The sequence below is a fragment of the Streptomyces himalayensis subsp. himalayensis genome, assembly GCF_013778455.1.
GTDB lineage: Bacteria > Actinomycetota > Actinomycetes > Streptomycetales > Streptomycetaceae > Streptomyces > Streptomyces himalayensis.
This window is the reverse complement of sequence record NZ_JACEHE010000016.1, coordinates 137,324-164,031: the sequence shown is the minus strand read 5'-3', so window position 1 is coordinate 164,031 and position 26,708 is coordinate 137,324. Positions and strand designations below refer to the sequence as shown.

Below are 26,708 nucleotides of genomic sequence, written 5' to 3'. Positions count from 1 at the left end.
TCAGGAATCGTCTATGTGGTGTGGCAGGCGTGCAGGTCACCAGGGCCGACCAGAGGGAAGACTTCCGCCGACTGGTACGGGCAGAGCTTCCCCGGCTGTACGCGATCGCCCGGTCCCTGGTCGGTGCTGATGCCGAGGACGCGGTGCAGGACTGCATGGTGAAGGCGTTCGAACGGCTCGACCAGGTCCGTGATCCGGCGGCGGGCGCCGCGTGGCTGCGGAGCATCCTCGTCAACTGCTGTCGCGACCGCGGTCGGGCCAGGTCCAGGCAGCCGGTCCCGGTGGACTGGGGGGAGGCGGAGGACTTCTCCCTCTACCGAAAGATCGCCTACGAAGATCCCTTCCCCTACTCGGACAGCCTCCACCTGGACTTCCTCCAGGGATTCGGGCGCGAGGACGTGCACGCCGTGCTGCTGCGGCTCCCGGAGATCTACCGGGTTCCGCTCGTCCTGGTCTACATGCACGGCTTCCTGACCAAGGAGACGGCGGCGATTCTCCAGGTGCCGTTGGGGACCGTGCTCGCCCGCCTGCACCGGGGACGCAAGCTCTTCGAGAAGCAGATGTGGGACTACGCGGAAGAGAACGGACTGCTGAAGGAGGATGTGCGTTGATCACCTGTTCCGAGGCGGTGAGGAGGCTGTGGGAGTACCTCGACGCCATGGTCGATGAGGCGGACCGCGAGGCGGTGGAAGAGCACCTGTCCCTGTGCCGGCGCTGCTGCGGTGAGCTCGAATTCGCCGTGGAGCTCCGCAGGCTCCTGCTCGGCTCGGGCCGTGGAGACATTCCCACAGACGTCCTGCGCCGCCTGAACCAGACCCTGGAGGAGCTGGGCTGATGAGCCGCGATCTGATGCACAGCGCCGAGGTCAAGCAGCTGGTCCGCGACGCCTACCGCAACGTCCCGGCGTCCACGGCCGCCGTGGCCCGCAAGCTCTACACCCCCGAGGAACTGGCCCAGGTTCCCCAGAGCGCCATCGACCGTGCCCTCGGTGTGGCCGACCACCTGCGCTTCGCCGTCATCCACCCCGGTGAGACCGTCCTCGACATCGGCTGCGGCGGCGGCATCGACACCATCCTCGCCGCCCGCCGCACCGGCCCGACCGGCCGCGTCATCGCCCTCGACTTCCTGGCCGAGATGCTCCAGCGCACCGCCGACGCCGCGGCCGATGCCGCGCTGACGAACGTCGAGGCCCTGGAGGGCGAGATGGAAGCGATCCCGCTCCAGGACGACACGGTGGATCTGATCATCTCCAACGGCGTCATCAACCTCTCCCCCCGCAAAGCCCGCGTGATGGCCGAATGCGCACGCGTCCTGCGCCCTGGTGGCAGGCTCTGCGTCTCCGACCTCACGGTCGGCCAGGACGACCTCCCGCCGCAGATCCTCAGCCAGCCCGCCGCCTGGGCCGGCTGCGTGGCCGGGGCGCTGTCCGAAGACGACTTCGTACACAAGCTGGAGCGGGCTGGATTCCGGGACGTCCACGTGCCGTACCGCCACCCCATGAGTGTTGACGACTGCGCGCTGTACCCCCTCTTCAGCACCGAGGTGATCCAGCTCATGAAGAAACTGATCCCAGCGGACCAGCAGCGGGCCGTGGCAGTCTCGGTGGTCGTCCGAGCACAGCTTCCGCTGACGCAGGCGGATCGGTGAAGCCAGGCGCGCCGACGGCCTCGGCGTTCGCGTCGACCACCCGCTGTGCCCACGCGGCCTGTTCTTCATCGACGACGCCGGGAATCTGTACGAGGTGATGCCCCGGCCTGAGCCGGACACCGGCCGGTCACGGCCGGTACGGCGGTGCCGCCCCCCACGTCCACCTCGGTACCGGCTGCTCCCCCGGCGGTACCGCGTCCGGTCCTGAGAAGTACACCGCGAGCCGGGTGCCCCACTCGATGTAGGCCAGGAACGCCGAGCGGAACTCCGCGTCCGTGGGCAGCCCCGCCTCGTCCGCCGCGTCCTGGACGAGGTTCACCCAGCGGCGGCGCTGCGGTTCGGTGATGCCCTTGCCCAAGTGCTTGGCGACCATGTGGCCGTGGCCGCCCTGCTGTTCCGAGTAGGCCGGCGGGCCGCCGAAGACCTCGCCGAGCCAGAGCGCGACATGCTCGGCGTGCTCTGGGGCGAGGCCCTCGAAGAGGGGCGCGAGCAGGTCGTCGGCGAGCACCTTCTCGTAGAAGACCTCGGTGAGCCGTGAGAAGGCCTGCGCTCCGCCCGCCCAGGCGTACAGGGTCGGGACGGAGGCGCCCGTGCCGCGCACCGCGGTGGGTGTGTAGTGGCGCATTTCCTCGATGTTCGCGACGTACGGCCGGATCTCGGCGAAGAAGTCCGTGAAGAGTTCCGATCCCCGGAAGGCCTCCAGGTGGTCCTTCGTCGAGGTCCAGGTGATCCGCAGGATGTAGTGCTCGAAGTCCTCCTCGCAGTGCGCGAGTTCGTAGTCGACGCACTGCGGGGCCGCCGCCAGCTGGGCCGCGGCGCGGGTGTAGGCGGACAGGAACTCCGCCGACCGGTCTTCCGGGATGCGGTAACGGATGTACTCGACGGTCTCTGCGGTCATGCACCCACAGAAACACGCAGGGCCTGCCGGAAGCTGCACTTCCGGCAAGCCGTTCGCTCAGCGCTCAGCGAACCCGATCAGCGAATCGACGACTCACACCATGTAGCCACTCGATCACAACGTCGATGTGCCATCCGTACGCGCCTCCGCCGGTACCGTGGACACCCGGAGACCAATCCGGAGGAACGCACGTGACCACACAGCCCGACCACGGGGGGGCAGGAGCTGATCCCCCTGCCCGAACGAACCCCTGAAGCGGTCCGCACCGCCCTTGCCCGGGTCGCTCCTCACCGGCTCGACGACATGGAGCAGCACAAGGAACAGGCGCTGGCCGCCGCAATCCAGGACGGCAAGATCGGCCACCTGCAGGCGTGGCTCACGCACTGGCACGCACAGGTGGAGATCGAGCGCCGACCCGACCTGTCCACCCGTCACCGCGCCGCCCTCGCCGCCGTGCACAGCACCACCGGTAAGGACGATCCCGCGTTCCGGCGCGCTATGAACGAACTGGCCGCCGTCGAGGACGAAGCCGCGCGGGCGGTGTCGGCGTGACGTGGCTGTGGGAGTACGACCCCGACGAACAGTACGTGATCGGCGGAGCCCCACCGGCATTCGTGGCCGAGGTCGGGACGAGCTGGTCCGCGCAGCCGCCTTCTATCTCGACGGCACCGGCTACCAGGGAGAGGGGCCGAAGGGCGGGTTCGCCCACGTCCCCGGCGGATTCTTCAACTACCTCATCGTCCCCCGCCACGAACGCCTCTACATCATGCAGGTGACATTCCTCTGAGCGACTGCCGCGCAGCGGCCGCTTGTTCAGGCGATCAGTTCGTCGCCCTTGAGCGCCGCGACGAAGGGGCCCACGCCTGAGCGGTGAGGATGAGGGCGGGGCCTTCGGGCGCCTTGGAGTCGCGTACGGGGACGAGGCCAGGGAGGTTGTGGGCGACCTCGACGCACTCCCCACCGCTGCCGTTGTGGTCACGGTCGCGCAGGCAGCAGCCTGACGCTCCTCGCGGGAAAGGCCCGCCGGGGGCTACACCTCCGGCGGGCCTTTCACTCAGGGTCTGCTCAGCGTCGTACGGACTACTTCCCGTAGTACGCGTTGTAGATCGACACCGTCGACTTGTTGCCCTTCTTGTCCGTGATCTTGGCGTGGAAGGAGATGCCCTTGCCCTTCGCCGGGTTCTTCACGGAGACCTTGCCGTTCTTCACGGACAGCTTCTTCCAGGTCTTGCCGTAGTCGTACGACACGTACACCGACAGCGACTTCAGGTTGCTGCCCTTGGCTGCGCCCTGAACGGTGACCGGGACGGACTGGGTCTTGCCGGCGGGAGCCGTGCTGTCCAGGCCGAGCGCCGGGCCGAAGCGTGCCGTGGAGAGCGGCAGCTGCTTCATGTCGGTGGTCTTCTTGGAGCGGAAGCTCCAGCTGGTGTCGACGCGGGTCGAGGCCGTGCCGACCTTGACGCTGCGCTTGATGGACGTGGTCAGCTTGTACGCGGCGTCCGCGGACGGCACCTTGAACTCGCCGGAGCCGTCCAGCGGGTCCTCCGTCTCGGCGATCTTGGTGCCGTTGCGGTACAGCGTCGTCTTCACCGAGAGGTACTGCGAGTAGCCCGCGTGGTTCTTGCCGTCGGCGTACATCGGCAGGTAGCCCGCGATGGTGTTGCCGTCCCGGAAGACCCCGTAGCTCGCGCTCAGCCGCGGCCCGAAGACGCCGGTGTTGAAGGTCTTCGTGTAGGTCGTACCCCCCTTGAAGGTCTGCGGGGTGCCGAGCGTGTAGCCCGCCTCCGTGATCGGCCAGCCGTCCTCGTCCGTGCCGCCGTACTGCTCGACGTCGAAGGTCCACTTGACCTTGTTCGCCGTGGACAGGTACAGCGTCCGTGTGCTGGGCAGCTGCTGCGGGAAGGAGATCGCCGAGCCGCTGGAGCTGTCGGGCAGGTAGCCCCACGCGGTGACCGCGCCCTCCTTGCCCTTCGCTGATGCGCCGAGTCCGACCTTCACCGTGGCCAGTTCGCTCTTCTTGTAGTGCTTGGTGTAGCCCGTGGCGAGCTGCTTCACGCGGGCGCCGGCCTTGGTGTCGTACTCGGCGGTGGCGCCCTTGGTCCAGTGCCCGTCCCACTGCTGGTACAGCGAGCCGTCCGTGATCTGCGGACCGAGGCCCCGGGTGCCGAAGTTGGCGTACGAGTCGAGCCACCAGCCGAACGTGTTGCTGCCCTCGTCCGTTTCGACCGTGTAGTCGGGCGACGCGAATACCGACTCGGCGGCCGCGTCCGGCACGGTGATGTCCACCGGCTTGGCGGTCCGGGCGTCGAGGGTGATGGTGGTGTCCTTGGTGACGCTCAGCTTCGGCTGGGCCAGCCAGTCGGCGCCCTTGTACTCGTCCGGGTCGACGAGGATCCCCGAGTTCAGGACGTAGCCGCCCTTGGGGACGCGGACCGTGACCGTGCCGTCCGCCTCGTACGGCGAGAACCAGGTCTCCGTGACGTTGCCGGAGACGCCGGTCAGGTCGGTGGAGTACCACTCGGAGGGCTTCCCGTCACGGCCGATGTGGCTGAGCGTCACGTCGTACGACTCGACTTCGCGCTCCACGGCCGCGGCCGTGCGTACGGACTGGCCGCCGCCGGTCGCCACGACGTACGCGGAGTACGTGCCGTCGGTGGTGCCGCCCAGCTTGCTGTTGACCGTCAGGTCGACCGAGGCCTTGCCGCCCGCGGGAACCGTGACCTGCTTCGCGCCGAGCGTGAAGAAACCGGCCGGAGCCGCCGCGCCCTTGGGGTTGGTGGCCGTCGCCGTCAGGTCGAGGGTGACGTCCTTGGTGCCGAGGTTGCGGTAGGTGACCTGCTTGGTGACCGGCGTGTCGTCGGTGTGCGGCCACTGCTGGGCGCCGAAACTCACCGACACCGGGTCGGCGATGACGCTCTGCGTAATGGCCTTGTCGACCTGGACACGGCCCGAACCCTGCTGGAACGGCGTGTACTTGCCGCCCTTCGTGGAGGCGGCCAGCGCGCCCTTCAGCTCGGCGTACGTCCAGTCCGGGTGCTGCTGCTTGAGGATCGCGGCGGCACCGGCGACGTGCGGGGTCGCCATCGACGTACCGGAGATGGTCAGGTAGCCGTCGGGCTTCTGGCCGACCTCCTGGTCGATGACGCTGCCCGGCGCCGCGGCCGCGGTGATGTCGACACCCGGCGCGGTGACATCCGGCTTGATCGCGCCGTCGCCCACGCGCGGGCCGGTGCTGGAGAAGTCGGCCAGTTCGTCGCCGTCGTCGACCGCGCCGACGGTGAGCGCGGCGTCCGCGCTGCCCGGCGAACCGAGCGAGTTGGGGCCGGAGTTGCCCGCCGCGACGGCGAACAGGATGCCCTTCTCGGCCGACAGCTTGTTGATCTCGGCCTCGAGCGGGTCGATCGCGGGGGTGTCGGGGCCGCCCAGGCTGAGGTTGACGACCTGCGCGCCCTGCTCGGCGGCCCACTCCATGCCCGCGAGGATGCCGGAGTCGTCGCCGAGCACCTTGCCGTTGAGCAGCTTGGCACCCGGGGCGACGCCCTTGTACGTCCCGCCGCCCTTGGCGCCCGTACCGGCCGCGATGGACGCGACGTGCGTGCCGTGCCCGAAGCGGTCCAGGGCGTCGGCCGAGGTGGAGAAGTTCTTCTCGGCGATCACCTGGTCCTTGAGGTCCGGGTGGGTCGCGTCGATGCCGGTGTCCAGTACGGCGATCTTCACGCCCTTGCCGTCATAACCGGCCGCCCACGCCTTGGGCGCGCCGATCTGCGGGACGCTCTTGTCGAGGCTGGCCTTGCGGACACCGTCCAGCCAGATGGTGCCGACACCGGCGGTGGTGGTGACGGAGCCGTTGCTCTGCTCGCGGGTGACCGCGTCCCACAGCTCCGAGGCGTCGTCCTTGGGCGTGGTGACCGCGTCGGCGTTCAGCGTCTTGAGGGTCCTGCGGACCTGGGTGTCGCCCGCGTCGCGCACCTCGGCCTTGGCGGCGGCCGCCGAGGCCCCCTTGTAGCCGACGATCAGCTTGAGGCCCTTCTTCTGGGCCTTGCGGTTGGCGGCCTTGTTCAGCTCGGTGACGTCGAACAGCCGCTGGTCGAGCTTGCCGGCGGCGATCAGGCGCTGCGCGTCGAACGGCACCACGTACGTGTGCCCGTTCGCCGTCCTCTTCTGTACGGGTATGTGCTCGCGGCCCTTGGCCCGTTCGAGCCCGGCGACGCGGCCCTTCGCGTCGAGGAGGACGCGGTCACCGGTGATCAGCGTGATGCGGTGCTTGGGCCCGAGTTCCGCCCCCGCGGCACGGGACGTGCTGCTGTTCTCACCGTTCGCGGACGCCGGGTTGGTCATGCCCGCCGCCAGCGCCACGGCGGCTGCCGCGGCGACGGTGGTTGCGCACGCTCTTTTCACTTGTCTGCGCAAGTCTCCCCCTGGAGATGAAAGTGCCGGATGAACCTGGTTCATCCGGCCGGGGGTAGTCCCGCACGTATGCACGCACGTCCCCCGGGATACGGAGTATGCCGGGGGGCGAACTACTGCTCAACAGTGATGCGTATGTGAAAGGTTGGCCAAGGGTTGGTTGGCCGCGATCAAGCCATTTTCGTCAGACTTCGGTCCATCGAGGCGCCGTTGAGGCGACACCTCCGTCGAGACCTCATGCCCTTTCGGTCACCGTGATCGTTCCCTTGCGGATCGTCGCCACGCGCGGCGCCTTCTTCGCGATGGCGGAGTCGTGGGTGACCATGATGAAGGTCAGCCCGTGCTCCTTCCACATGGTCTCCAGTACGTCCATGATCTCGTCGCGCATGGACTCGTCGAGGTTTCCGGTGGGTTCGTCGGCGAGCAGCACCTTGGGCTGCTTGACCAGGGCCCGGGCGATGGCCACGCGCTGCTGCTGGCCGCCGGACATCTCGGACGGCAGATGGGTCAGGCGTTCGCCGAGGCCCACCGACTTCAGCGCCTCGGCGGCCCGCTCGCGCCGCTCGGCGGCCTTGACCCCGAGGGGTACGAGCGCCGTCTCGACGTTCTCCTGGGCGTTCAGCGTCGGGATGAGGTTGAAGCTCTGGAAGACGAAGCCGATGGACTCGGACCGCACCTTCGTCAGCTTGGCCTCGGACAGCTTGGCCAGGTCGGTGCCGTCGAGCTCGACGCTGCCCGAGGTGGGCCGGTCGAGTCCGCCGAGCATCTGGAGGAGCGTGGACTTGCCGCCTCCGGTCGGGCCCTGGATGACGAGCCGGTCGCCGTCCGGGATCGTCAGGTCGACGCCGGCGAGCGCATGGACCGTTTCCTTGCCCCGGCGGTACTGCTTGGTGACGCCTCTGAGCTCATACATGGTGGGTGCAACTCCTGCGAGAAGTGAGGGGGTACGCGCTGGGACGCGGATGCGGCCACCTCGGGCGCGGGCCGCCCGGGGTGGTCGGCCGTCGGGCCTGTACGGGCCTGTTCGGGCCGTCGGCTCGGCCTGCTCGACGGCTTACTCGACGCGGCGCAATGCGTCCGCGGGCCGCAGCCGGGAGGCGCGCCAGCCTCCGAAGGCACCCGCGATGAGCCCGCCTGCGACGGCGAGGCCGACGGCGAGGCCGACTGTGCTGAGGCTGATGGGCGCGGTGAGCGCGACCTCGAGCGCCTTGGACGCGGTCTGCCGGCCGGGACCGCCCATGCCGCCGCCCATGCCGCTGGGGCCGCCGCCCATGGCGCCACCGCCGCCGGTGGAGCCGAGCTGGGCCTGGAGGGTGGGGCTGACCGCGGTGACGGCGTACGCGCCCGCGAGGCCCAGTGCGATACCGAGGACACCGCCGAGGAGCCCGTTGACGACGGCCTCGCCGACGACCTGGCGGGTGACGCGCCCGGACTTCCAGCCCAGCGCCTTGAGCGTGCCGAACTCGCGTACGCGGCGGGAGACCGCCGACATGGTGAGCAGTCCTGCGACCAGGAACGCGGCCACGAGCACCGCGATGGACAGCCACTTGCCCACGTTCGAGGCGAGGTTGGAGGCGGTGGACAGCGAACCGGAGACGGTGTCGGCGAGGTCGGCCGAGGTGGTCACAGTCGTACCGGAGATGTTCTTCTGGATGGCGCTCTTGACGGCGTCGATCTGCTGCGAGTCGGTCGCCTTGACGTAGACCGTGGTGACCTTGTCCTTGGAGTCGGCCAGGGTCTGCGCCTGCTTGAGCGGGATGTAGAGGTTGGCCGCCGCGTCACCGCTGTCCGGCGTCGCGATGCCGACGATCTCGAACTTGGTTCCGGAGATCGTGACGGTGTCGCCGAGGGCGAGTTCCTTCTCCTTGGCGTACGAGCTGTCGGCGACCGCGACCTTGGCGTCGGTCTCGGTGCTCTTGAACGTACGACCCTTGGTGATCTTGGAGGAGGTCAGCGGGCCGAGATCGAGGTTGGTGACATCGGTGCCGTAGACGGTGTAGCTGTTGACCTCGAAGTCGGCGCCACCGCCCTGGACTCGGCCCTGCGGCTGGCCGGTGCCCCCGCCCGGGCCGCCCTGCTGCTCGCTGCCGCCGCTGTTCTGGTCCTGTTGGAACTCGCCGCGCGTGAACTGGCCGTCGACCTTCACGACGTTGAGGCTCAGTCCGCCGACCGCTTCGGAGACCCCGTCCTGCTTGCCGACCTCGGTGACGGTGCTCGACGCCAGGGTCTGGAAGCCCTGGACCATGACGCGGTCGGTGCTCTGCTCCTCGTCGGAGTCGCCGTCCTGGGCGTCGAACCGGAAGCGCGGGCGCTCGTCCCCGTCGCCCTCCTCCGGCGGTGTGGCGGCCTTCGTGACGGTCATGTCGGTCCCGAGGCCGTACAGCGACTCGAGGACCTTGCCCTGCGCCTGCTTCATACCGGACGACACGGAGCTGACCACGATGACAAGTGCGATGCCCAGCGCGAGCCCGGAGGCGACGACGAGCGCCGCCTTTCTGCGGCGGCGCAGTTCGCGCCTCAGGTAGGTGAAGAACATGCCGCGAAAGCTATGGACACACCGTGATGACCGGATAAGGCCGCGATAAGAGAAGCATGAGAACGGATATGAGGGCGCTGAGACTTCTGGGAACGCCGATGGCCCGCGCCCCCGGCGGGGGTGCGGGCCATCGGCGTGCGTGGAGCAGAGGGGCCGGAACGGCTTGGGATCAGACCGCGGAGCCGGCCTTCCACTGGGCCCAGCTCATGTTCCAGCCGTTGAGGCCGTTGTCCGGGGCGATGGTGTCGTCGCCGGTGTTCTGGACGACCACGACGTCACCGACGATCGAGTTGTTGTAGAACCAGGCACCCGGCATGTTCGGGTCGTTCGCGCCCTTGGCGTCCTGCAGGCCGACGCAGCCGTGGCTGGTGTTGACGCTGCCGAAGATGGACTTGGCGCCCCAGTAGTTGCCGTGGATGAACGTGCCGGACGTCGACAGACGCATGGCGTGCGGCACGTCCTTGATGTCGTACTCGCCCTTGCCGTCGTCGTCCTTGAAGCCGACGGTCGCGCCGTTCATCCGGGTCTCCTTGAACTTCTCGGAGATCACCATCTGGCCTTCGTACGTCTTGTTCTCGGGCGAACCGGCCGAGATCGGGATGGTCTTGATCGTCTTGCCGTCCCGGGTGACCTTCATGGTCTTGGACTCGGCGTCGACGACGGAGACCTGGTTGCGGCCGATCTTGAAGGTGACCGTCTTCTGCTGGACGCCGTAGACACCGCCGGCACCCTCGACGCCGTCGAGGTTCAGCTTGAGGGTCACGGTGGAGCCGGCCTGCCAGTAGCTCTCGGGGCGGAAGTCCAGGCGGTTGGGGCTGAACCAGTGGCCGACGACCTCCTGGCCGCTGCTGGAGCTGACCGTGATGCCCTTCTGGACGGCGGCCTTGTTGGCGATCGCCTTGTCGAAGTTGATCGACACCGGCATGCCGACGCCGACGGTGGAGCCCGCGTCGGGCGTGAAGTAGCCGATGAAGCTGTTGGCGGCCGAGACGGTGGTGAACGACGCGTTCTCGTGCGCGGCGCGCCCGTCTGCGTCCTTGGCGGCGGCCGCGATCTTGTACGTCGTGGCCCGCGCCAGCTGGGTGGTGGGCTTCCAGCTCTTCTTGTCCGCGGATATCTGGCCCGCGACGGCAGTGCCGTTGGCGCTCGTCATGGTCACGTTGGTGAGCGTGCCCTTGCTCACCGTGACCGCGGTGCCGTTGTTGATGGAGGCGTTGTCGGAACCGTCCTTGGGCGTGATCTTGATCTGGGCCTCGGAGGTCTTCTTCGCGGCTGCCTCGTCGACCTTGGCCTGCGAGCTGCTGCTGCCGCCGGGCGTGCTGCTGTCGTCAGCGGCGCTGCTGTCACTGCCGCTGCACGCCGAGAGCGTCAGCACACCGCCGAGCACGGCGGCCACGGTCGTGAGACCCCTGCGCCGCCTACCATCCGTCATCACACGCTTCTCCATCGTTGCCGAATCCCCGAACTCAGGAAATTATCCGCAGACCTTCACAACGTACTGTCCGGTTCGTGCCGTTCCGCGACCGGCGAAGGTGTGGGATACGCCACTCCGCTGTGGGACCTTCCGGGACTGACGATGCCTGGGCTGCCGACAGTGCAGTCGTGACGATCCGGTCGGGTGGATTGCTGCGGTTGTTGCGATTGTCACTGCTGTTGTAGCAGCGCCCTGGGAGACGAAGAAACCCCGGACGGCGGTTGCCGTCCGGGGTGTGGGCTGCGCCACCTTTCCCGCGTTTCTGCTGCTCTTCTGCCGGCCGCCCTCCGGTCTTCCACTGTTCACTCACCGGTCACTCAGGTGTCCGCTCACCGGTCACTCACGTGTCCGCTCACCGGTCACTCACCGGAACGATCAGCGCACGCTAGGGGCGTCCTCGTCGTCCTCGTAGTACTCACCCTCGTCGTCCTTGTCGTCCTCGTCGTCCTCCTCACCGAGGTCCCAGTCCGGTGATTCCGGGTCGTAGTCGACGTGCTCGCTGCTCCACGAGGCCTGTGCGAGATCCACTCCGGGCACCTCACTGACCAGGTCGAACGGGTCCACGAGATACGCGAGGGCCTCTGCGGCGTCCTCCTGGACGGCGAACTCGGCGTGGGCCCGCTCGTCCGCCGGCATGTCGTCGTCCTCGGCGATGCGCTGGAGTGCGGCGCCGGTGACCGCACCGGAGTCCTCGATCTCGAGGACCAGTTCCACTCGGAGCCGCACATAGCGGGATGTCTCAGGGGTGCTCATAGCCCGGATCGTACGACCCCGGCACCGCTCAACTCCCCCGTGACTTTCCTGTGACCCGCCCCTTTCACTAACATCGCCGCACACGGCCAAATCGCCAGCGCCACAAGGGGGATCGATACCGTGTCCGCCGCACGCCGATCGCTGCTCACCGCCACCGCCGCAGGAACCCTTCTGGGTGCCCTGTGGTTCGTCCCGTCCGCGAAGGCGACGGCCGACAAGACGGCGGCCGTGGAGCAGCGCGAGACATCGACGTCGACGATCACGGGAGAGAGAGCCGGGTCCATCGGCTCATCCGGCACCTCGGTCGACACGACGGCCCCCGAAGAGGCCGACGACGGCGCACGCCTGGCCGACACGGGCAGCGTCAACACGACGCCGTACGTCATCGGCGGCACGCTGTTCCTGGGCCTCGGGGCCGGGTTCGTGGCGTACTCGGTACGGCGGGGGCGGCTGGAGGCCTACTAGCGCCTCTTTCCTGCGCGTTGAGCTCCTGTCGACCTCATGGAGAGGGGCCGCCGTCGTGAACGGCGGCCCCTCTCCATGCGTCACAAGGCGGTGCTCACGCCAGGGGGCCCGTCACCGGCTCCACCGCCGCGACCAGGTGGCCACCGCGCACGAACGCGTCCGCGGCCGCCAGGTCGGGGGCGAGGAAGCGGTCCGGGCCAGGGCCCCCGACGCCCGCCGCGCGGGCCGCGTTGATCGCGGCGCGGGACGCCGGGGCCGGGGTGAGGCCCTCGCCCTCGCGGAGTTCGATCGCGCGCGCGGCGGCGTAGAACTCGACCGCGACGATGCGGGTGAGGTTGTCGACGGCCGTACGGAGCTTGCGGGCGGCCGACCAGCCCATCGAGACGTGGTCCTCCTGCATCGCGGAGGACGGGATGGAGTCGGCGGACGCAGGGACCGCCAGCCGCTTCAACTCGCTGACCAGAGCCGCCTGCGTGTACTGGGCGATCATGAGGCCCGAGTCGACGCCCGGGTCGTCCGCGAGGAACGGCGGCAGTCCGTGCGAGCGGTTCTTGTCCAGCAGGCGGTCGGTGCGGCGCTCGGCGATCGAGCCGAGGTCCGCGGCCGCGATGGCGAGGAAGTCGAGGACGTACGCGACCGGGGCACCGTGGAAGTTGCCGTTCGACTCGACGCGGCCGTCGGGCAGGACCACCGGGTTGTCGACGGCGGACGCCAGCTCGCGTTCGGCCACCACGCGCGCGTGCGCGATCGTGTCGCGTCCGGCGCCCGCGACCTGGGGGGCGCAGCGCACGGAGTACGCGTCCTGGACGCGCGGCGCGTCGTCCTGGTGGTGGCCCGTCAGGCCCGAACCCTTCAGGACCGCGAGCATGTTGGCGGCCGACGCGGCCTGTCCCGGGTGCGGGCGGATCGCGTGCAGTTCGGGGGCGAGGACCTTGTCCGTGCCCAGGAGCGCCTCGAGCGACAGGGCGGCCGTGACGTCCGCGGACTTGTAGAGCGCTTCGAGGTCGGCGAGCGCCATGATCAGCATGCCGAGCATGCCGTCGGTGCCGTTGAGGAGGGCCAGGCCTTCTTTCTCGTGCAGCTCGACGGGGGTGATGCCGTGCTCGGCGAGGAGCTCGCCGGCGGGCCTGACCGTCCCCGTCGGGCCCTCCGCCTCGCCCTCGCCCATCAGCGTCAGCGCACAGTGCGAGAGGGGGGCCAGGTCCCCGGAGCAGCCGAGGGAGCCGTACTCGTGGACGACCGGAGTGATCCCGGCGTTCAGGACGTCCGCCATGGTCTGCGCAACCTCCGGCCGTACGCCCGTGTGGCCGGAGCACACCGTCTTCAGGCGCAGCAACATCAGCGCCCGGACGACCTCGCGCTCCACGCGCGGGCCCATCCCGGCGGCGTGCGAGCGGACGATGTTGCGCTGCAGCTGGGTCCGCAGGTCGTGGCCGATGTGCCGGGTGGCGAGGGCGCCGAACCCGGTCGACACCCCGTACACCGGCTCCGGCTTCGCGGCCAGCGCGTCCACGATCTCTCGCGCCGCTGCCAGGGCGCCCAGCGCCTCCTCCGACAACTCGACCCTGGCGTTCCCCCGGGCCACGGCGACGACGTCGGCCGCGGTGAGCCCGGCGGTCCCCACCACCACAGTGTGCATATCCATATTCAGGAGCGTACGCAGTGAATCTCAAGATGTCACGAGTGGGGCGCGGCTTCGCCCCTTACCTCTCACGCCCGCAGGAGCACGTCTTCACGCCCGCAGGAGCACGCCTTACGGCCGCAGGAGCACGCGTGACGCCCGCAGGGCCACCCTTACGCCGCAGAGCCACCCCGCGACTACGCCCCCTCCCGCCCCCGGAACCTCCGCCGCTCCCCCGCCGGAAGCGTCGGCGGCGGCGGCGCGTCGACCAGGCGTACCACCGGATCGTCGGCCCCTTCACGCCCCGCCACCACCGGGCTCACCGCCCGCGCGGCCTTCGCCCGGTACTGCGCGGCGTCCGCGAGCCGGAACAGCCGGCGCCCCGAGCGCACAGGACCGATGGGCTCCCCGGTCGATGCCACCCCGCACGCGACCCCCTCGCCGAGCTCCAACTCACCGGCGCGTTTGCACAGTTCATCGGCCACGCGTACCACCTCGTCCACCGGCGGACCCACCGCGAGCAGGCAGAACTCGTCCCCGCCGAGCCGCGCGGCGAGCGCGCCCGGCAGCATCGCGCCGCACAGCGACAGCACCGAGCCGAACCGCTCGAGCAGCCGGTCGCCGACCGCGTGGCCGTGGGTGTCGTTGACCCGCTTCAGCCCGTTCAGATCGCAGACGACGAGGCTGACCACGGTGTCTTCGGTCCGGTGGCGCTCCAGGGCCTCGTCCAGGCGTACGTCGACGGCGCGCCGGTTGGCGAGGCCGGTGAGCGCGTCCGTGAAGGCCAGGCGCCGCGCCTCCTCGAGGCGCTCGGTCTGGTCGATACCGGCCGCGACGACCGCCGCCAGGACGGTCGCGAAGTCCGCGTCGTCCCGGTCGAAGACCGGTCCCCCGACCGGACGGGCGACATACAACTCGCCCCAGGCCCTGCCGTGCAGCACGATCGGCGCGACGACGCAGCAGCCGCGGCCGCGGCGGCGGAGCGCGGCCACCCTCTGATGGCAGTAGCCGGCGTCCCCGGCGGAGCGCGCGGCCGGGCCCTCCGCGGTCTCCACCCAGGCGTTGGGTTCGCCGCCGCCGACCCACCGCTCGTGCAGGAACTCCGTGATCTCGGGGAACTCGTGTACGGGGTACGCCTCGCACTCGGGGAACTCCGCCTCGCCCGGCGCCCGCTCACCCGCGTTCACCAGTACACGGAGCCGGCCGCGTTCCCGCTCCCACACGGACAGCGCGGCGAAGCTCCCCGACAGTGCGCGGCAGGCGCCCTCCGCGGCGGCCTTCCAGGACTCCCGCGGCGTCTGTGCCGCCGCCATCGCCTGCGCCAGCGCCACCACGGCACGCAACCGCACGTCCTCGCCCATCACTCCAGGCTAGGGAGTTTTGCCACGCTTTGAGACATTGATACGGCGACGATGCGGCGAATGGTGCGCCGAACAGGGGGGTCCAAGCCCCTCTCGGCTCCTCCCGGAGGCATCGCCGTGCGACCTGGCCCCGGCGGCGCCGGACTGGCATGATGCGTACGCGGCCGACGCTAACGGTCGTTAACCTTCGCGGTCCTGAGGGGTGTGGACGGATCATGGGTGAGCAGCGGTACGGGGAGTTCGTCGTGGTGCGGCGGCACGAGTACGTCGCCGAGCTCGTCCTCGACCGGCCCAAGGCCATGAACGCCGTGTCGACGGAGATGGCGCGGTCCATCGGCGCCGCCTGCGACGCCCTCGCCGCGGACCGCGACGCGCGCGTGGTCGTCGTGACGTCGACGCACGAGCGGGCGTTCTGCGTCGGCGCGGACCTCAAGGAGCGGAACTCGCTCTCCGACGCCGAGTTGGTGCGCCAGCGCCCCGTCGCCCGGGGTGCCTACACCGGCGTACTGGACTTGCCCATGCCGACCGTCGCCGCGCTGCACGGCTTCGCGCTGGGCGGCGGGTTCGAGCTCGCCCTCGCCTGCGACCTGATCGTGGCCGACCGTACGGCGGTCGTGGGGCTGCCCGAGGTATCCGTGGGGGTCATTCCGGGTGGTGGCGGGACGCAGCTGCTGCCGCGGCGTGTGGGGGCGGCCCGGGCCGCGGAGCTGATCTTCTCGGCGCGGCGGGTCGAGGCCGCTGAGGCGCGGGAGTTGGGCCTCGTCGACCTGCTGGTGGAGGAGGGCCAGGACCGGGCGGAGGCGCTGGCACTCGGCGCACGTATCGCGGCGAACTCACCCGTCGGGCTGCGTGCGGCCAAACGGGCGCTGCGCCTGGGACATGGACTCGACCTGCGCGCCGGCCTCGAGATCGAGGACGCCGCCTGGCGCGCGGTCGCCTTTTCGGGGGACCGGGCGGAGGGGGTGGCGGCGTTCAACGAGAAGCGGGCACCGGTGTGGCCCGGGGAGTAGTCCCGGACGCGCCTCAGTCCCGTCGCGTCAGCAGCCAGGGCTCCACCACGCCCAGGCCGCGCACGGGCCGCTGCCACATCGGCTGGAGCGCGAAGCGGTACGTGGGAGGCTCCTCGCCCTCCTTCTCCGCGGCGGCCGCGGCCTCCGCCGCCTCCGCCTCGGACGCGGGGGCCTCCCCGGTCCGGGTGAGCTCCTCGGCGAAGGCGCCGTCGACGAGTACGGCGTCCCGGGGCGCTATCGAGGTGAGCCGGCTCGCCAGGTTCACCGTCGTACCGAACACGTCGCCCATCCGCGTCGTCACCGTGCCGAAGGCGATACCGACGCGCAGTTCCGGCATCGTCTCGTCGTTGGCCATCGTCTCGATGAGGCGGAGCCCGATCTCGGCTGCCGTCCCGGCGTCGTCGGAGGAGTAGAGGACCTCGTCACCCAGCGTCTTGATCAGCCGTCCGCCGCGGGCGGCCACCAGGTCGGCGGCCGTCGTCTCGAAGGCCTCGACCAGCTCCCCGAGCTCCTCTTCCTCAAGGCGTCGCGTCAGCCGCGTGAAGCCGACCAGGTCGGCGAAGCCGACGGCGAGCCGGCGGTCGACCATCTCCTCGTCGTCCGCGACCTGCACCACCCGCCCGGTGGCGGCCGCGAGCTGCCGCCGCCAGACGTAGACGATGAACTCCTCCAGCTCGGGCAGGAGCAGCTCCATCAGGGGATACGTGACCTCGGTGCGCGTCATCCCCGGCTCCGGCGGCTCCGTCAGGCCCGCGAGGAACGAGTCGATCTGCCAGTCGGCCAGCCGGGCGGTGGTCTGGCCGGTCGAGCGGGCCACCTGGATCGCCATGGCCTCGCTCAGCAGGCCCGCCTCGACGAGACCTGCGAGCCGCCGCAGCGCCAGTACGTCCGCCTCCGTCAGCGCCTTGGCCTGGCCTATGTCGGCGAAGCCCATCGCGCGCCAGAAGCGGGTGGCCAGCTCCACGGACACGCCTGCGCTGCGCGCCGCCTGGAAGGGCGTGTAACGGCGCTCGGCCCCGAGGATGAGCCCCTCGAGCCGGAGGGCGAGCGGGTCTTCACCGCGCTCAACTCGGCCGGCTGCCCCGCTCCGCCCGTCGATCCGGTCTGCTCCGCGTTCCGGGACGCGGTCGGATCCGTGCTCCGGGAGCCCGACAGAGACATCCGGCGGCGTGGACGCGGGGCCGGGTCGGCCGGGTTCGCGATCGGAACCGTCCTCCCGGTCTGCGCCGGGAGCACGCTCGGTCCCCTCACCGCCCCGGTCCGTATCCGGAACGCTCCTGGAGCCCGCGCCCCGTGCGATCCCCGGGTCCAGGGGCCAGCGCTCCCCGTCCGGCCCTGCCGAAGGGTCCGCGGCCCGGTCCGCGGCGGCGCCCCCGGCGATACGGCCGGGCTCGCCGTCGGGGGCGGGGTGTGCGCCCGCGCCCGAGCCCGTGTCGTCGACGCTCACGCCTGCTGCCCTTCCGATCTGCCGCGGTCAATACGACCGGCCCCAACTTTACTGAGATCTACCTCACGGGGGCGTACCGGGCGCATCGTCCGACCTGCCTTTCCGGCCGGGGCCCGGGGCCGCGCGGTCGAGCCGCCGATGTCACGGTCCCCGGGAAGACACTGAAGACACAGTACGGCAGGTGTGCCGCAGCTCACTCAAGAGTGTTCCCGCACTTCCGGGTCCCCGCTCCTTCCCGACCCCACAGCGCGGCGCCGCTCGACCGCGCGGTACGGCTGCGTCAGCGCGGCCCGAAACGCGCACGCGGCGCTGCGGCGCGGTTTCGTCGGCGAATGCGGCCCGGAGAACCGGCGGCGCCGGTCGCAGAGGCGCCGATCCCTACGGCTGCGCCGGCCGCAGATGCACGATGTCGCCCGCCCCCACCGGCTCCTGCACCCCGTCCGCCGTCGCCAGGACGAGGCGGCCGTCGCCGTCGATCGCGACCGCCTCACCGCTGATCGTCCGGTCGCCCGGCAGCTCGGCGCGTACCCTCCGGCCGAGCGTCGCGCACCCGGCCGCGTACGTCTCCTGCAGCCGGCACGCGGCCGGGTCGCCGCCCGCCGCGCGCCAGTCGGTGTACCACCCCTCGAGCGACCGCAGCACCGCGCGCAGCAGCGTGTCGCGGTCGGTGGATGCGGCTCCCGCGAGCGCCAGCGAGCCGGCGGCCGGGACAGGGAGTTCCCCGGCGCGCAGCGTCACATTGATGCCGAGGCCGATGACGATCCCGTCCCTGCCGGCCCGCTCCGCGAGGATCCCACCGGCCTTGCGTTCCTCGCCGCCCACGGTCACGAGCAGGTCGTTGGGCCACTTGAGTGCCGTGTCGACACCGGCGGCGCGGGCCACAGCGGCCGCAGTGGCCACTCCTGCGAGCAGTGGCAGCCAGCCCCACCGCTCCACGGGGACCCCCGCGGGCTTGAGGAGTACGGAGAAGAAGAGCCCCGAGCGCGGGGGCGCCGTCCACTGGCGGTCGAGCCGGCCGCGCCCCGCGCTCTGCTCCTCGGCGACGAGGATCGCGCCCTCCTCCAGGGCGTCGGCGCGCCCCGCCAGGTCCGTGTTGGTGGATCCGGTCGAGGCCACCACCTCGAGGGAGGTCCACAACCCGCCGGGCCGCAGCAGAGCGCGGCGCAGGGCGGCGGCGTTGAGGGGCGGCCGGTCGAGGTCGGACCAGCGGCTGTCGGCAGGATCGGACCCGCGGCTGTCCGCGGAGTCGGACCGGCGGCTCTCCGAGCCATCGGACCGGCGGTTGTCTGGAGCATCTGACGGCGTCATGCAAGCCACACTAGGTGTGGGAAACACCGCACTGCTGAACGGTAGCCGCGCCGATACGCTACGAGGCAGTAGCCAGCCCTCACACGTCCCCTCTGAGCAGGCAGGGAGCCACATCCCGATGTCCGAGTCGGCAGAGTCGCAGGTGGCGCAGGAGCCACAGGAGACTGACATCCACACGACCGCGGGGAAGCTCGCGGACCTGCAGCGCCGTATCCAGGAGGCGACGCATGCCGGCTCCGAGCGCGCGGTCGAGAAGCAGCACGCGAAGGGCAAGCTGACGGCGCGTGAGCGGATCGAGCTGCTCCTCGACGAGGGCTCGTTCGTGGAGCTGGACGAGTTCGCCCGCCACCGCTCCACCGACTTCGGTCTCGAGCAGAACCGTCCGTACGGGGATGGTGTCGTGACCGGCTACGGCACGGTCGACGGACGCCCGGTCGCCGTCTTCTCGCAGGACTTCACCGTCTTCGGCGGTGCCCTCGGCGAGGTCTTCGGACAGAAGATCATGAAGGTGATGGACTTCGCGCTGAAGACGGGCTGTCCCGTCGTCGGCATCAACGACTCCGGCGGCGCCCGCATCCAGGAGGGCGTCATGGCCCTCGGCATGTACGGCGAGATCTTCCGCCGCAACACCCACGCCTCCGGCGTGATCCCGCAGATCAGCCTGATCGTCGGCCCGTGCGCGGGCGGCGCGGTCTACTCCCCCGCGATCACCGACTTCACGGTGATGGTCGACCAGACCTCGCACATGTTCATCACTGGACCCGACGTCATCAAGACCGTCACCGGTGAGGACGTCGGCTTCGAGGAGCTGGGCGGCGCGCGCACGCACAACACGACGTCCGGCGTGGCCCACCACATGGCGGGCGACGAGAAGGACGCCATCGAGTACATCAAGCAGCTGCTGTCGTACCTGCCGAGCAACAACCTGTCCGAGCCCCCGGCCTTCCCCGAGGACGCGGACCTGACGCTGACGGACGAGGACCGCGAGCTCGACTCGATAGTCCCGGACAGTGCCAACCAGCCGTACGACATGCACGAGGTCATCGAGCACGTGCTCGACGACGGCGAGTTCTTCGAGACCCAGGCCCTGTTCGCGCCGAACATCCTCACCGGCTTCGGCCGGGTCGAGGGCCACCCGGTGGGCATCGTGGCCAACCAGCCGATGCAGTTCGCCGGCTGCCTGGACATCGACGCCTCCGAGAAGGCCGCCCGCTTCGTCCGCACCTGCGACGCCTTCAACGTCCCTGTGCTGACCTTCGTCGACGTGCCGGGCTTCCTGCCGGGCGTCGGCCAGGAGCACGAGGGCATCATCCGCCGCGGCGCCAAGCTGATCTACGCCTACGCGGAGGCGACCGTCCCGCTGATCACGGTGATCACGCGCAAGGCATTCGGCGGCGCCTACGACGTCATGGGATCCAAGCACCTGGGCGCCGACCTCAACCTCGCCTGGCCGACCGCGCAGATCGCCGTCATGGGCGCGCAGGGCGCGGTGAACATCCTCCACCGCCGCACCATCGCGGCAGCGCCGGAGGCCGAGCAGGAGGCGGTGCGCCGGCAGCTCATCCAGGAGTACGAGGACACGCTGCTCAACCCGTACGTCGCGGCCGAGCGCGGCTACATCGACGCGGTGATCATGCCGTCCGACACCCGGCGGCACATCGTGCGCGGCCTGCGTCAGCTTCGTACGAAGCGGGAAAACCTGCCTCCGAAGAAGCACGGCAACATCCCCCTGTAAGCCCTGAGAACCTGTAAGCCCTGAGAACCTGTGGAGCGGTCATGATCAAGGTCGTACGGGGCAATCCGACCCCGGAGGAGCTGGCCGCCGCACTGGCGGTGGTCCGGGCGCGCGCCGCGGCCGCGGGCGGCGGGCCGGCCGGCGCGCCCCCCGCACCGGACGCCTGGGCCGATCCGGCCCGGGTTGCGCACAGCCGCCTGCCCGCGCCGGGCCCGAAGTCGTGGGGCCGCACGTACTGGCCCGCGTAGAGCCGTGCCGCGCCGCAACCGTTGCGGCGCGGCTCCCGCTGCCGGCCTCCGCCAAGTTGAGTACGCGTACTCAGGCGCCCAGGACCACCGTCGGCGGAGGATCGGCTTCATGCTGTGGTCCGATCCCGAGAACGAGCCGCCGGAGGAACTCCGCGACATGCAGCAGATGCTGCGGCGCGCGGGTTTCCTGCTGGCGGTGGCGATGGTGCTGTCCATGGTCGTGATCGGCCTCTGACAGCCGCGTGTCGCCGGAGCGCCTCGTATGCCTGGGACCCGGCAACGACCCCGCAGCCGCTCGCTACCCTTGCCGCATGAGTGATCAGCGTCGCCGTCTCGTGCTCGCCTCCGCGTCCCCCGCCCGGCTCGGACTGCTGCGGCAGGCGGGGCTCAGCCCCGAGGTCATCGTCAGCGGGGTCGACGAGGACGCCGTGTCCGCACCTACCCCGGCCGAGCTGGCGCTCGCGCTCGCGGAGGCGAAGGCGTCCGTCGTCGCGGCACGACCGGACGTGATCATGAGCGGCGCCCTGGTCATCGGCTGCGACTCGGTGCTCGAGCTCGACGGCGAGGCCCTCGGCAAGCCCGCCGACGCGGAGGAGGCCACGGCCCGCTGGAAGTCGATGCGCGGCCGCGCGGGCACGCTCCAGACCGGCCACTGCGTGTACGACACGAAGACCGGCCGCTACGCCTCGGCGACCGCCTCCACGGTGGTCCGCTTCGGCGACCCCAGCGACGACGAGATCGCCGCATACGTCGCCTCCGGCGAACCGCTGTACGTCGCCGGCGCCTTCACTCTCGACGGCCGCTCTGCGCCGTTCATCGAGGGCATCGACGGCGACCACGGCAACGTCATCGGCCTCTCCCTGCCGCTGCTGCGCCGCCTGCTGGCCGAACTGGGCGTCGCCATCACGGATCTGTGGGCCGACTGAGCGGTCCCCGGGGCCGCTTAGCCCAGTCCTTCAGGCCGCTCACGCAGGCTGCGGCGCAGCACTCCCGGACGGGCCGTTCCGCAACGCGCCGCCCCCGGGCGCGCCGCTCTCCGGCGACACGCCACCACCGCCCGGCGCCGCATCCTGCGACGACCGCGGACCCGCCGGTGCCGCGGGACGGGCGCCGTCCCCGGCCTGACCGTCGTATGCCATAAGGGTCAGCACGATCAGGCCGAGCACCAGCATCATGAAGGCGAAGGCGCCCCACCCGACGAGACCCACGACGAAGGCGCCCAGCACCGCGTGCACGACCGCGGCGCTGATCAGCAGGACACGACCGAATCCGGCGGGGGCGCGGCCCCGCAGGGCGGGGAGCAGCGCCGCCAGGCCGCAGAGGGCCAGATAGAGACCGAAGACGCCGCCCGCGATCCAGGCGGACACCGACATCGCATGCGGGTCGAGTCCGGCCAGCGACATGTCCTGGCGGTCGACGACGTGGCCGAGGAACCAGTTCAGCAGCGCGACACCGCCCGCCTCCACGAAGAGCACGATCGAGGCAACCCAAGCCACCGTTCTGCGCGCCACGGCGCCCCACCCCTCTTCCAGACGCTGTTACCGCTAGTACGCCAATGGGTCGCCAACGCTACTAACGGGTAAAGCCCGGGACAAGAGCCCATCAAGGAGCAAAGATTCATTGGGCCATTCGTAGGGACTCCACAAAGAATCGCGATGCGCCGCGGCACGCTCTCACAGAGACCTTGACCACACAGGAGGGCTAGGGTGCCGTGCAGGAGTCCTGCGTACCGCGGTGCGACATGGGGTTTCGCGGGTTGGGCGCGCCTCGGATCACGCTCCGTGTGGGCAAGCTCACCATTGGGGACGGGTCGAAAGGCCGTGTCGGCAGTCCCTAAACTCGGCTTGTTTCAAGGAGGGAGCCATCGTGCGCAAGGTGCTCATCGCCAACCGTGGCGAAATCGCTGTCCGCGTTGCCCGGGCGTGCCGGGATGCGGGGATCGCGAGTGTGGCCGTATACGCGGATCCGGACCGGGATGCGGTACATGTCCGTGCGGCCGATGAAGCGTTCGCTCTGGGCGGTGACACCCCGGCGTCCAGTTATCTGGACATCGCCAAGGTGCTGCAGGCAGCAAAGGACTCCGGCGCGGACGCGATCCACCCGGGCTACGGCTTCCTCTCCGAGAACGCCGAGTTCGCCCAGGCGGTCCTGGACGCGGGCCTGATCTGGATCGGCCCGCCGCCGGGGGCCATCCGCGACCTGGGTGACAAGGTCGCCGCCCGGCACATCGCCCAGCGCGCCGGCGCCCCGCTGGTCGCCGGCACCCCCGACCCGGTCTCCGGGGCGGACGAGGTCGTCGCCTTCGCCGAGGAGCACGGCCTGCCCATCGCGATCAAGGCCGCCTTCGGCGGCGGCGGGCGCGGCCTGAAGGTCGCCCGCACCCTCGAGGAAGTCCCCGAGCTGTACGACTCGGCCGTCCGCGAGGCGGTGGCCGCCTTCGGCCGCGGCGAGTGCTTCGTCGAGCGCTACCTGGACAAGCCGCGCCACGTCGAGACCCAGTGCCTGGCCGACCAGCACGGCAACGTGGTCGTGGTCTCCACGCGTGACTGCTCCCTGCAGCGCCGCCACCAGAAGCTCGTCGAGGAGGCCCCCGCGCCGTTCCTGAGCGAGGACCAGAACCGGCAGCTGTACTCCGCCTCCAAGGCCATCCTCAAGGAGGCCGGCTACGTCGGCGCCGGCACCGTCGAGTTCCTCGTCGGCAACGACGGCACGATCTCCTTCCTGGAGGTCAACACCCGCCTCCAGGTCGAGCACCCGGTCACCGAGGAGGTCACCGGAATCGACCTGGTCCGCGAGCAGTTCCGTATCGCCGACGGCGAGAAGCTCGGCTACGACGACCCGGCGGTGCGCGGTCACTCGTTCGAGTTCCGCATCAACGGCGAGGACCCGGGCCGCAACTTCCTGCCCGCGCCCGGCACCGTCACCACCTTCACGCCGCCCACCGGCCCCGGTGTCCGCCTGGACGCGGGCGTGGAGTCCGGCTCGGTCATCGGCCCGGCGTGGGACTCGCTCCTCGCCAAGCTGATCGTCACCGGCGCCACCCGGCAGCAGGCGCTGCAGCGCGCCGCCCGCGCGCTGGCCGAGTTCCAGGTCGAGGGCATGGCCACCGCCATCCCGTTCCACCGCGCGGTGGTCACCGACCCGGCGTTCGCGCCCGAACTGACCGGCTCCACCGACCCGTTCACGATCCACACCCGCTGGATCGAGACCGAGTTCGTCAACGAGATCAAGCCCTTCGCGGCCCCCGCCGACGCGGACGCCGAGGACGAGTCGGGCCGCGAGACCGTCGTCGTCGAGGTCGGCGGCAAGCGGCTCGAGGTCTCCCTGCCCGCCTCGCTCGGCATGTCCCTGGCCCGTACGGGCCTCGCGGCCGGCGCGAAGCCGAAGCGGCGCGCGGCGAAGAAGTCCGGCCCGGTCGCCTCCGGTGACACGCTCGCGTCGCCGATGCAGGGCACGATCGTGAAGGTGGCGGTCGAGGAGGGCCAGGAGGTCAAGGAAGGCGACCTGGTCGTCGTCCTCGAGGCCATGAAGATGGAGCAGCCTCTCAACGCCCACCGCACCGGCACCATCAAGGGCCTGGCCGCCGAGGTCGGCGCGTCCATCACCTCCGGCGCCGTCATCTGCGAGATCAAGGACTGACGTCCCGCATCAGTACGCCGGAATACGCCGGAATCCGTACGCCGGCATCCGTACGCCTCCGGGCCCGCCGAACGCGAACCGTTCGGCGGGCCCGGCCCTTTTCCCGGCAGCGAACAGGGGCGGTTTTCCTGGGGCACAGTGCCCGGTGGCATGCTGGTTGGGGCGGGTCGACGCAGCGAGAGAGGGCGGGTGGATGCCATGGCGGGCGCGAGGCCTCAGGGGCCGGGGACGACGGCTCCCCCGCGCCCTCTCCGGGCGGACGCGCGCCGCAACTACGAGCGCCTGCTGACCGAGGCCAGGACGGTGTTCGCCGAACACGGCACCGACGCACCGCTGGAGGACATCGCGCGCCGCGCGGAGCTCGGCATCGGCACGCTGTACCGGCACTTCCCCAACCGGCACACTCTGGTGAGCGCGGTCTTCGAGGACGCGCTCACCGACCTGCTGGCGCACTCGCGCGCACTGCTCGACGATCCGCAGCCGTGCTCCGCGCTCGTGACATGGCTCCGTGCGGTCATCACTCACGCCAGCGAGTACCGCGGAGTGTCGCGGGCGCTGATGTCGGCCTCCCGCGACGAGACTTCGGCCCTCGCCCGCTGCAGCCGACCCCTGCGCGAGGCCGGCAGCGCCTTGCTCGCACGCGCCCAGGAGGCAGGCGACGTACGCCGCGACGTGTCGATCGCCGACCTGCTCCAACTGACGAACGCGATTGCCCTGGCGGCGGAGGAGACCCCCGACGATCCCCAACTCGCGGACCGCTTGCTGAATCTGACCCTACGAGGCCTGAAGCCCGCCCAGGTCTCCGCCGAGCGTTAGTCACTCGGTAGTCATTGGCGTATGCGTCTCACCCGTATCCGCACCGCATACGGACACAGGGGACACCGACGTGGGACTGCCGCCCCACCTGCCGATCCGGCTACCGCCGCCGGAGATCCGCCACCCGGGCCCGATCCCCGGCCCCGGCCGCCGCCTGCTCGCCGCCGAGGGCGCTCGCGCCGCGGAAGGCCGCACCCGGGCCGGCGCCCGGGAGCTGGTGCTGGCCGCGGCGCGGACCGGGCAGCGGGCGGGGTTGCCGAGCCGCCGGAACGGCGTCGGCCCCCTGTGACGAGCCTGCCACCGCGATCTGCACTCCCTGGTCGGCCAGGGCCTGCAGCTCCGTGGCCGCGCGGTCGTCGTGCGCGGGCGGCTCGTCCGTGACCAGACGGGTGATCACATCCGTGGGCACCGTCTGGAACATCGTGTCGGTGCCGAGCTTGGTGTGGTCGGCGAGCACGACGACCTCCGCCGCGGCCTGCACAAGGGCACGGTCGACGCTGGCCGACAGCATGTTGGAGGTCGACAGGCCCCGTTCGGCGGTGAGCCCGCTGCCCGAGAGGAAGGCGCGCGAGACACGCAGCCCGTGGAGGGACTGCTCGGCACCGGACCCCACGAGGGCGTAGTTGGAGCCGCGCAGGGTGCCCCCGGTCATCACCACCTCGACGCGGTTGGCGTGCGCCAGGGCCTGCGCCACCAGGAGTGAGTTGGTGACGACGGTCAGGCCGGGCACGCGCGCGAGCCGGCGGGCCAGCTCCTGCGTGGTCGTGCCCGCGCCGACGACGATGGCCTCGCCCTCTTCGACGAAGCTCGCGGCGAGGTCGGCGATGGCCGTCTTCTCGGCGGTCGCGAGATGTGATTTCTGCGGAAAGCCGGACTCTCGCGTGAACCCGCCCGGCAATACCGCACCGCCATGTCGGCGGTCGAGGAGTCCTTCTGCCTCCAGTGCGCGCACGTCCCGCCGTACGGTCACTTCGGAGGTCTGGACGACGCGGGCGAGCTCACGGAGGGAAACCGCCCCGTTGGCCCGCACCATTTCGAGGATCAATTGGCGACGTTCTGCAGCGAACACGAAACTGACAGTAACCCCAACGACCGTCTGCTTTCAGCAGTTTGCGCCGAATAACAGAAGTTGTTCGCACGACGGGATGGAAGGTGGTATACGGCCGGTTGCCGCTAGGTGCCCGTATCAGGCAGGCTCAGTCGACGGCGGTCAGACACGGTCGATCGGCGTCAGTCGGGCGCACTCGATCGACGGCAATCGATGCCGATGAAGCAGCAGTCGGCCGCGCCCGACACGCAGTTGGGGGCGCGGCCGCCGTACGGGGAGTGGCCCGCGTCTCGCC

Annotated in this window: 26 protein-coding genes; 13 read left to right on the top strand and 13 right to left on the bottom strand. The window is 70.5% G+C overall.

Translation table 11 applies throughout. From position 1 onward, the window contains the following. The first annotated feature begins 29 nt into the window (after positions 1-29). Genes H1D24_RS25350 through H1D24_RS25340 form a run of 3 tightly spaced genes read left to right on the top strand, consistent with a single transcriptional unit; the run spans position 30 to position 1,647 of the window. Positions 30-611: an RNA polymerase sigma factor gene (locus H1D24_RS25350; protein WP_309484441.1), complete on the top strand. Its 582-nt coding sequence runs from the start codon at positions 30-32 to the stop codon at positions 609-611. Next, positions 608-835, top strand: coding sequence for a zf-HC2 domain-containing protein (locus H1D24_RS25345; RefSeq protein ID WP_181659975.1), 228 nt, complete (start codon positions 608-610; stop codon positions 833-835). The genes H1D24_RS25350 and H1D24_RS25345 overlap by 4 nt, the downstream gene beginning before the upstream one ends. Beyond that, positions 835-1,647, top strand: a complete 813-nt coding sequence (locus H1D24_RS25340) for a methyltransferase domain-containing protein (protein ID WP_181659974.1) — start codon at positions 835-837, stop codon at positions 1,645-1,647. Before H1D24_RS25345 ends, H1D24_RS25340 begins: the two co-directional genes overlap by 1 nt. A gap of 127 nt (positions 1,648-1,774) precedes the next feature. Here H1D24_RS25340 and H1D24_RS25335 read toward each other — a convergent pair whose 3' ends face one another. Beyond that, entirely contained in the window at positions 1,775-2,545 is a 771-nt protein-coding gene (locus tag H1D24_RS25335) for a group II truncated hemoglobin (RefSeq protein ID WP_181659973.1), read from the bottom strand. A gap of 303 nt (positions 2,546-2,848) precedes the next feature. Here H1D24_RS25335 and H1D24_RS25330 point away from each other — a divergent pair, with 303 nt between their 5' ends. Together H1D24_RS25330 and H1D24_RS25325 are read left to right on the top strand one after the other, a co-directional pair. Next, positions 2,849-3,097 carry a hypothetical protein gene (locus tag H1D24_RS25330; RefSeq protein WP_258564296.1) on the top strand — a complete coding sequence of 83 codons (249 nt, stop codon included), beginning with the start codon at positions 2,849-2,851 and terminating at the stop codon, positions 3,095-3,097. 1 nt (position 3,098) lies between these two features. Next, positions 3,099-3,332: a hypothetical protein gene (locus tag H1D24_RS25325; protein ID WP_309484440.1), complete on the top strand. Its 234-nt coding sequence runs from the start codon at positions 3,099-3,101 to the stop codon at positions 3,330-3,332. A 34-nt stretch (positions 3,333-3,366) separates the two neighbouring features. On the opposite strand, the gene H1D24_RS25320 is transcribed toward H1D24_RS25325, so the two are convergent. The 6 genes from H1D24_RS25320 to H1D24_RS25295 form a co-directional block, all read right to left on the bottom strand. Next, complete coding sequence (locus H1D24_RS25320) at positions 3,367-3,534, bottom strand: DUF397 domain-containing protein (protein WP_181660057.1); 168 nt, start codon at positions 3,532-3,534, stop codon at positions 3,367-3,369. 91 nt (positions 3,535-3,625) lie between these two features. Further along, on the bottom strand, positions 3,626-6,943 hold the full coding sequence (locus tag H1D24_RS25315) for a S8 family peptidase (RefSeq protein ID WP_181659972.1): 3,318 nt from the start codon (positions 6,941-6,943) through the stop codon (positions 3,626-3,628). 244 nt (positions 6,944-7,187) lie between these two features. Continuing rightward, complete coding sequence (locus tag H1D24_RS25310; RefSeq protein ID WP_181659971.1) at positions 7,188-7,865, bottom strand: ABC transporter ATP-binding protein; 678 nt, start codon at positions 7,863-7,865, stop codon at positions 7,188-7,190. Positions 7,866-8,006: 141 nt separating this feature from the next. Beyond that, positions 8,007-9,488: an ABC transporter permease gene (locus tag H1D24_RS25305; protein ID WP_181659970.1), complete on the bottom strand. Its 1,482-nt coding sequence runs from the start codon at positions 9,486-9,488 to the stop codon at positions 8,007-8,009. Between the two features lie 169 nt (positions 9,489-9,657). Beyond that, positions 9,658-10,920: a L,D-transpeptidase gene (locus H1D24_RS25300; RefSeq protein WP_181659969.1), complete on the bottom strand. Its 1,263-nt coding sequence runs from the start codon at positions 10,918-10,920 to the stop codon at positions 9,658-9,660. Between the two features lie 417 nt (positions 10,921-11,337). After that, positions 11,338-11,715 (bottom strand): hypothetical protein, encoded by a 378-nt coding sequence (locus H1D24_RS25295; RefSeq protein ID WP_181659968.1) that lies wholly within the window; start codon positions 11,713-11,715, stop codon positions 11,338-11,340. A 141-nt stretch (positions 11,716-11,856) separates the two neighbouring features. On the opposite strand from H1D24_RS25295, the gene H1D24_RS25290 reads away from it, so the two are divergent. Further along, positions 11,857-12,180: an LPXTG cell wall anchor domain-containing protein gene (locus H1D24_RS25290; protein WP_181660056.1), complete on the top strand. Its 324-nt coding sequence runs from the start codon at positions 11,857-11,859 to the stop codon at positions 12,178-12,180. Positions 12,181-12,274: 94 nt separating this feature from the next. Here the strand turns inward: H1D24_RS25290 and hutH are convergent, their stop codons facing one another. Further along, positions 12,275-13,819: a histidine ammonia-lyase gene (gene hutH, locus H1D24_RS25285; RefSeq protein ID WP_181660055.1), complete on the bottom strand. Its 1,545-nt coding sequence runs from the start codon at positions 13,817-13,819 to the stop codon at positions 12,275-12,277. A gap of 179 nt (positions 13,820-13,998) precedes the next feature. After that, the gene (locus H1D24_RS25280) at positions 13,999-15,162 is read right to left on the bottom strand and encodes a GGDEF domain-containing protein (RefSeq protein WP_181659967.1); all 1,164 of its coding nucleotides are present in this window, start codon (positions 15,160-15,162) and stop codon (positions 13,999-14,001) included. Between the two features lie 215 nt (positions 15,163-15,377). Between H1D24_RS25280 and H1D24_RS25275 the strand changes: the two genes are divergently transcribed. After that, positions 15,378-16,172 carry an enoyl-CoA hydratase/isomerase family protein gene (locus H1D24_RS25275; RefSeq protein WP_181659966.1) on the top strand — a complete coding sequence of 265 codons (795 nt, stop codon included), beginning with the start codon at positions 15,378-15,380 and terminating at the stop codon, positions 16,170-16,172. Positions 16,173-16,185: 13 nt separating this feature from the next. On the opposite strand, the gene H1D24_RS25270 is transcribed toward H1D24_RS25275, so the two are convergent. After that, positions 16,186-17,619: an adenylate/guanylate cyclase domain-containing protein gene (locus H1D24_RS25270; protein ID WP_374064353.1), complete on the bottom strand. Its 1,434-nt coding sequence runs from the start codon at positions 17,617-17,619 to the stop codon at positions 16,186-16,188. A gap of 378 nt (positions 17,620-17,997) precedes the next feature. Then, positions 17,998-18,927: a biotin--[acetyl-CoA-carboxylase] ligase gene (locus H1D24_RS25265; RefSeq protein WP_181659965.1), complete on the bottom strand. Its 930-nt coding sequence runs from the start codon at positions 18,925-18,927 to the stop codon at positions 17,998-18,000. Positions 18,928-19,045: 118 nt separating this feature from the next. Between H1D24_RS25265 and H1D24_RS25260 the strand changes: the two genes are divergently transcribed. The 4 genes from H1D24_RS25260 to H1D24_RS25250 all read left to right on the top strand — a co-directional run bounded on the left by H1D24_RS25260 (position 19,046) and on the right by H1D24_RS25250 (position 21,836). Next, on the top strand, positions 19,046-20,662 hold the full coding sequence (locus H1D24_RS25260; RefSeq protein WP_181659964.1) for an acyl-CoA carboxylase subunit beta: 1,617 nt from the start codon (positions 19,046-19,048) through the stop codon (positions 20,660-20,662). A gap of 41 nt (positions 20,663-20,703) precedes the next feature. Then, positions 20,704-20,910 carry an acyl-CoA carboxylase epsilon subunit gene (locus H1D24_RS25255; protein WP_181659963.1) on the top strand — a complete coding sequence of 69 codons (207 nt, stop codon included), beginning with the start codon at positions 20,704-20,706 and terminating at the stop codon, positions 20,908-20,910. 109 nt (positions 20,911-21,019) lie between these two features. Then, the gene (gene mmpB, locus H1D24_RS42595; RefSeq protein WP_258564295.1) at positions 21,020-21,145 is read left to right on the top strand and encodes a morphogenic membrane protein MmpB; all 126 of its coding nucleotides are present in this window, start codon (positions 21,020-21,022) and stop codon (positions 21,143-21,145) included. Positions 21,146-21,221: 76 nt separating this feature from the next. Continuing rightward, positions 21,222-21,836 (top strand): nucleoside triphosphate pyrophosphatase, encoded by a 615-nt coding sequence (locus H1D24_RS25250; RefSeq protein ID WP_181659962.1) that lies wholly within the window; start codon positions 21,222-21,224, stop codon positions 21,834-21,836. A 39-nt stretch (positions 21,837-21,875) separates the two neighbouring features. Here the strand turns inward: H1D24_RS25250 and H1D24_RS25245 are convergent, their stop codons facing one another. Next, positions 21,876-22,421: a hypothetical protein gene (locus H1D24_RS25245; protein WP_309484438.1), complete on the bottom strand. Its 546-nt coding sequence runs from the start codon at positions 22,419-22,421 to the stop codon at positions 21,876-21,878. Positions 22,422-22,776: 355 nt separating this feature from the next. On the opposite strand from H1D24_RS25245, the gene H1D24_RS25240 reads away from it, so the two are divergent. Both H1D24_RS25240 and H1D24_RS25235 read left to right on the top strand, forming a co-directional pair. Next, positions 22,777-24,549 carry an acetyl/propionyl/methylcrotonyl-CoA carboxylase subunit alpha gene (locus H1D24_RS25240; RefSeq protein ID WP_181659961.1) on the top strand — a complete coding sequence of 591 codons (1,773 nt, stop codon included), beginning with the start codon at positions 22,777-22,779 and terminating at the stop codon, positions 24,547-24,549. A gap of 198 nt (positions 24,550-24,747) precedes the next feature. Further along, complete coding sequence (locus H1D24_RS25235) at positions 24,748-25,365, top strand: TetR/AcrR family transcriptional regulator (RefSeq protein WP_181659960.1); 618 nt, start codon at positions 24,748-24,750, stop codon at positions 25,363-25,365. A gap of 100 nt (positions 25,366-25,465) precedes the next feature. Here H1D24_RS25235 and H1D24_RS25230 read toward each other — a convergent pair whose 3' ends face one another. Then, entirely contained in the window at positions 25,466-26,434 is a 969-nt protein-coding gene (locus H1D24_RS25230) for a DeoR/GlpR family DNA-binding transcription regulator (RefSeq protein WP_309484437.1), read from the bottom strand. Between the last annotated feature and the right edge of the window lie 274 nt (positions 26,435-26,708).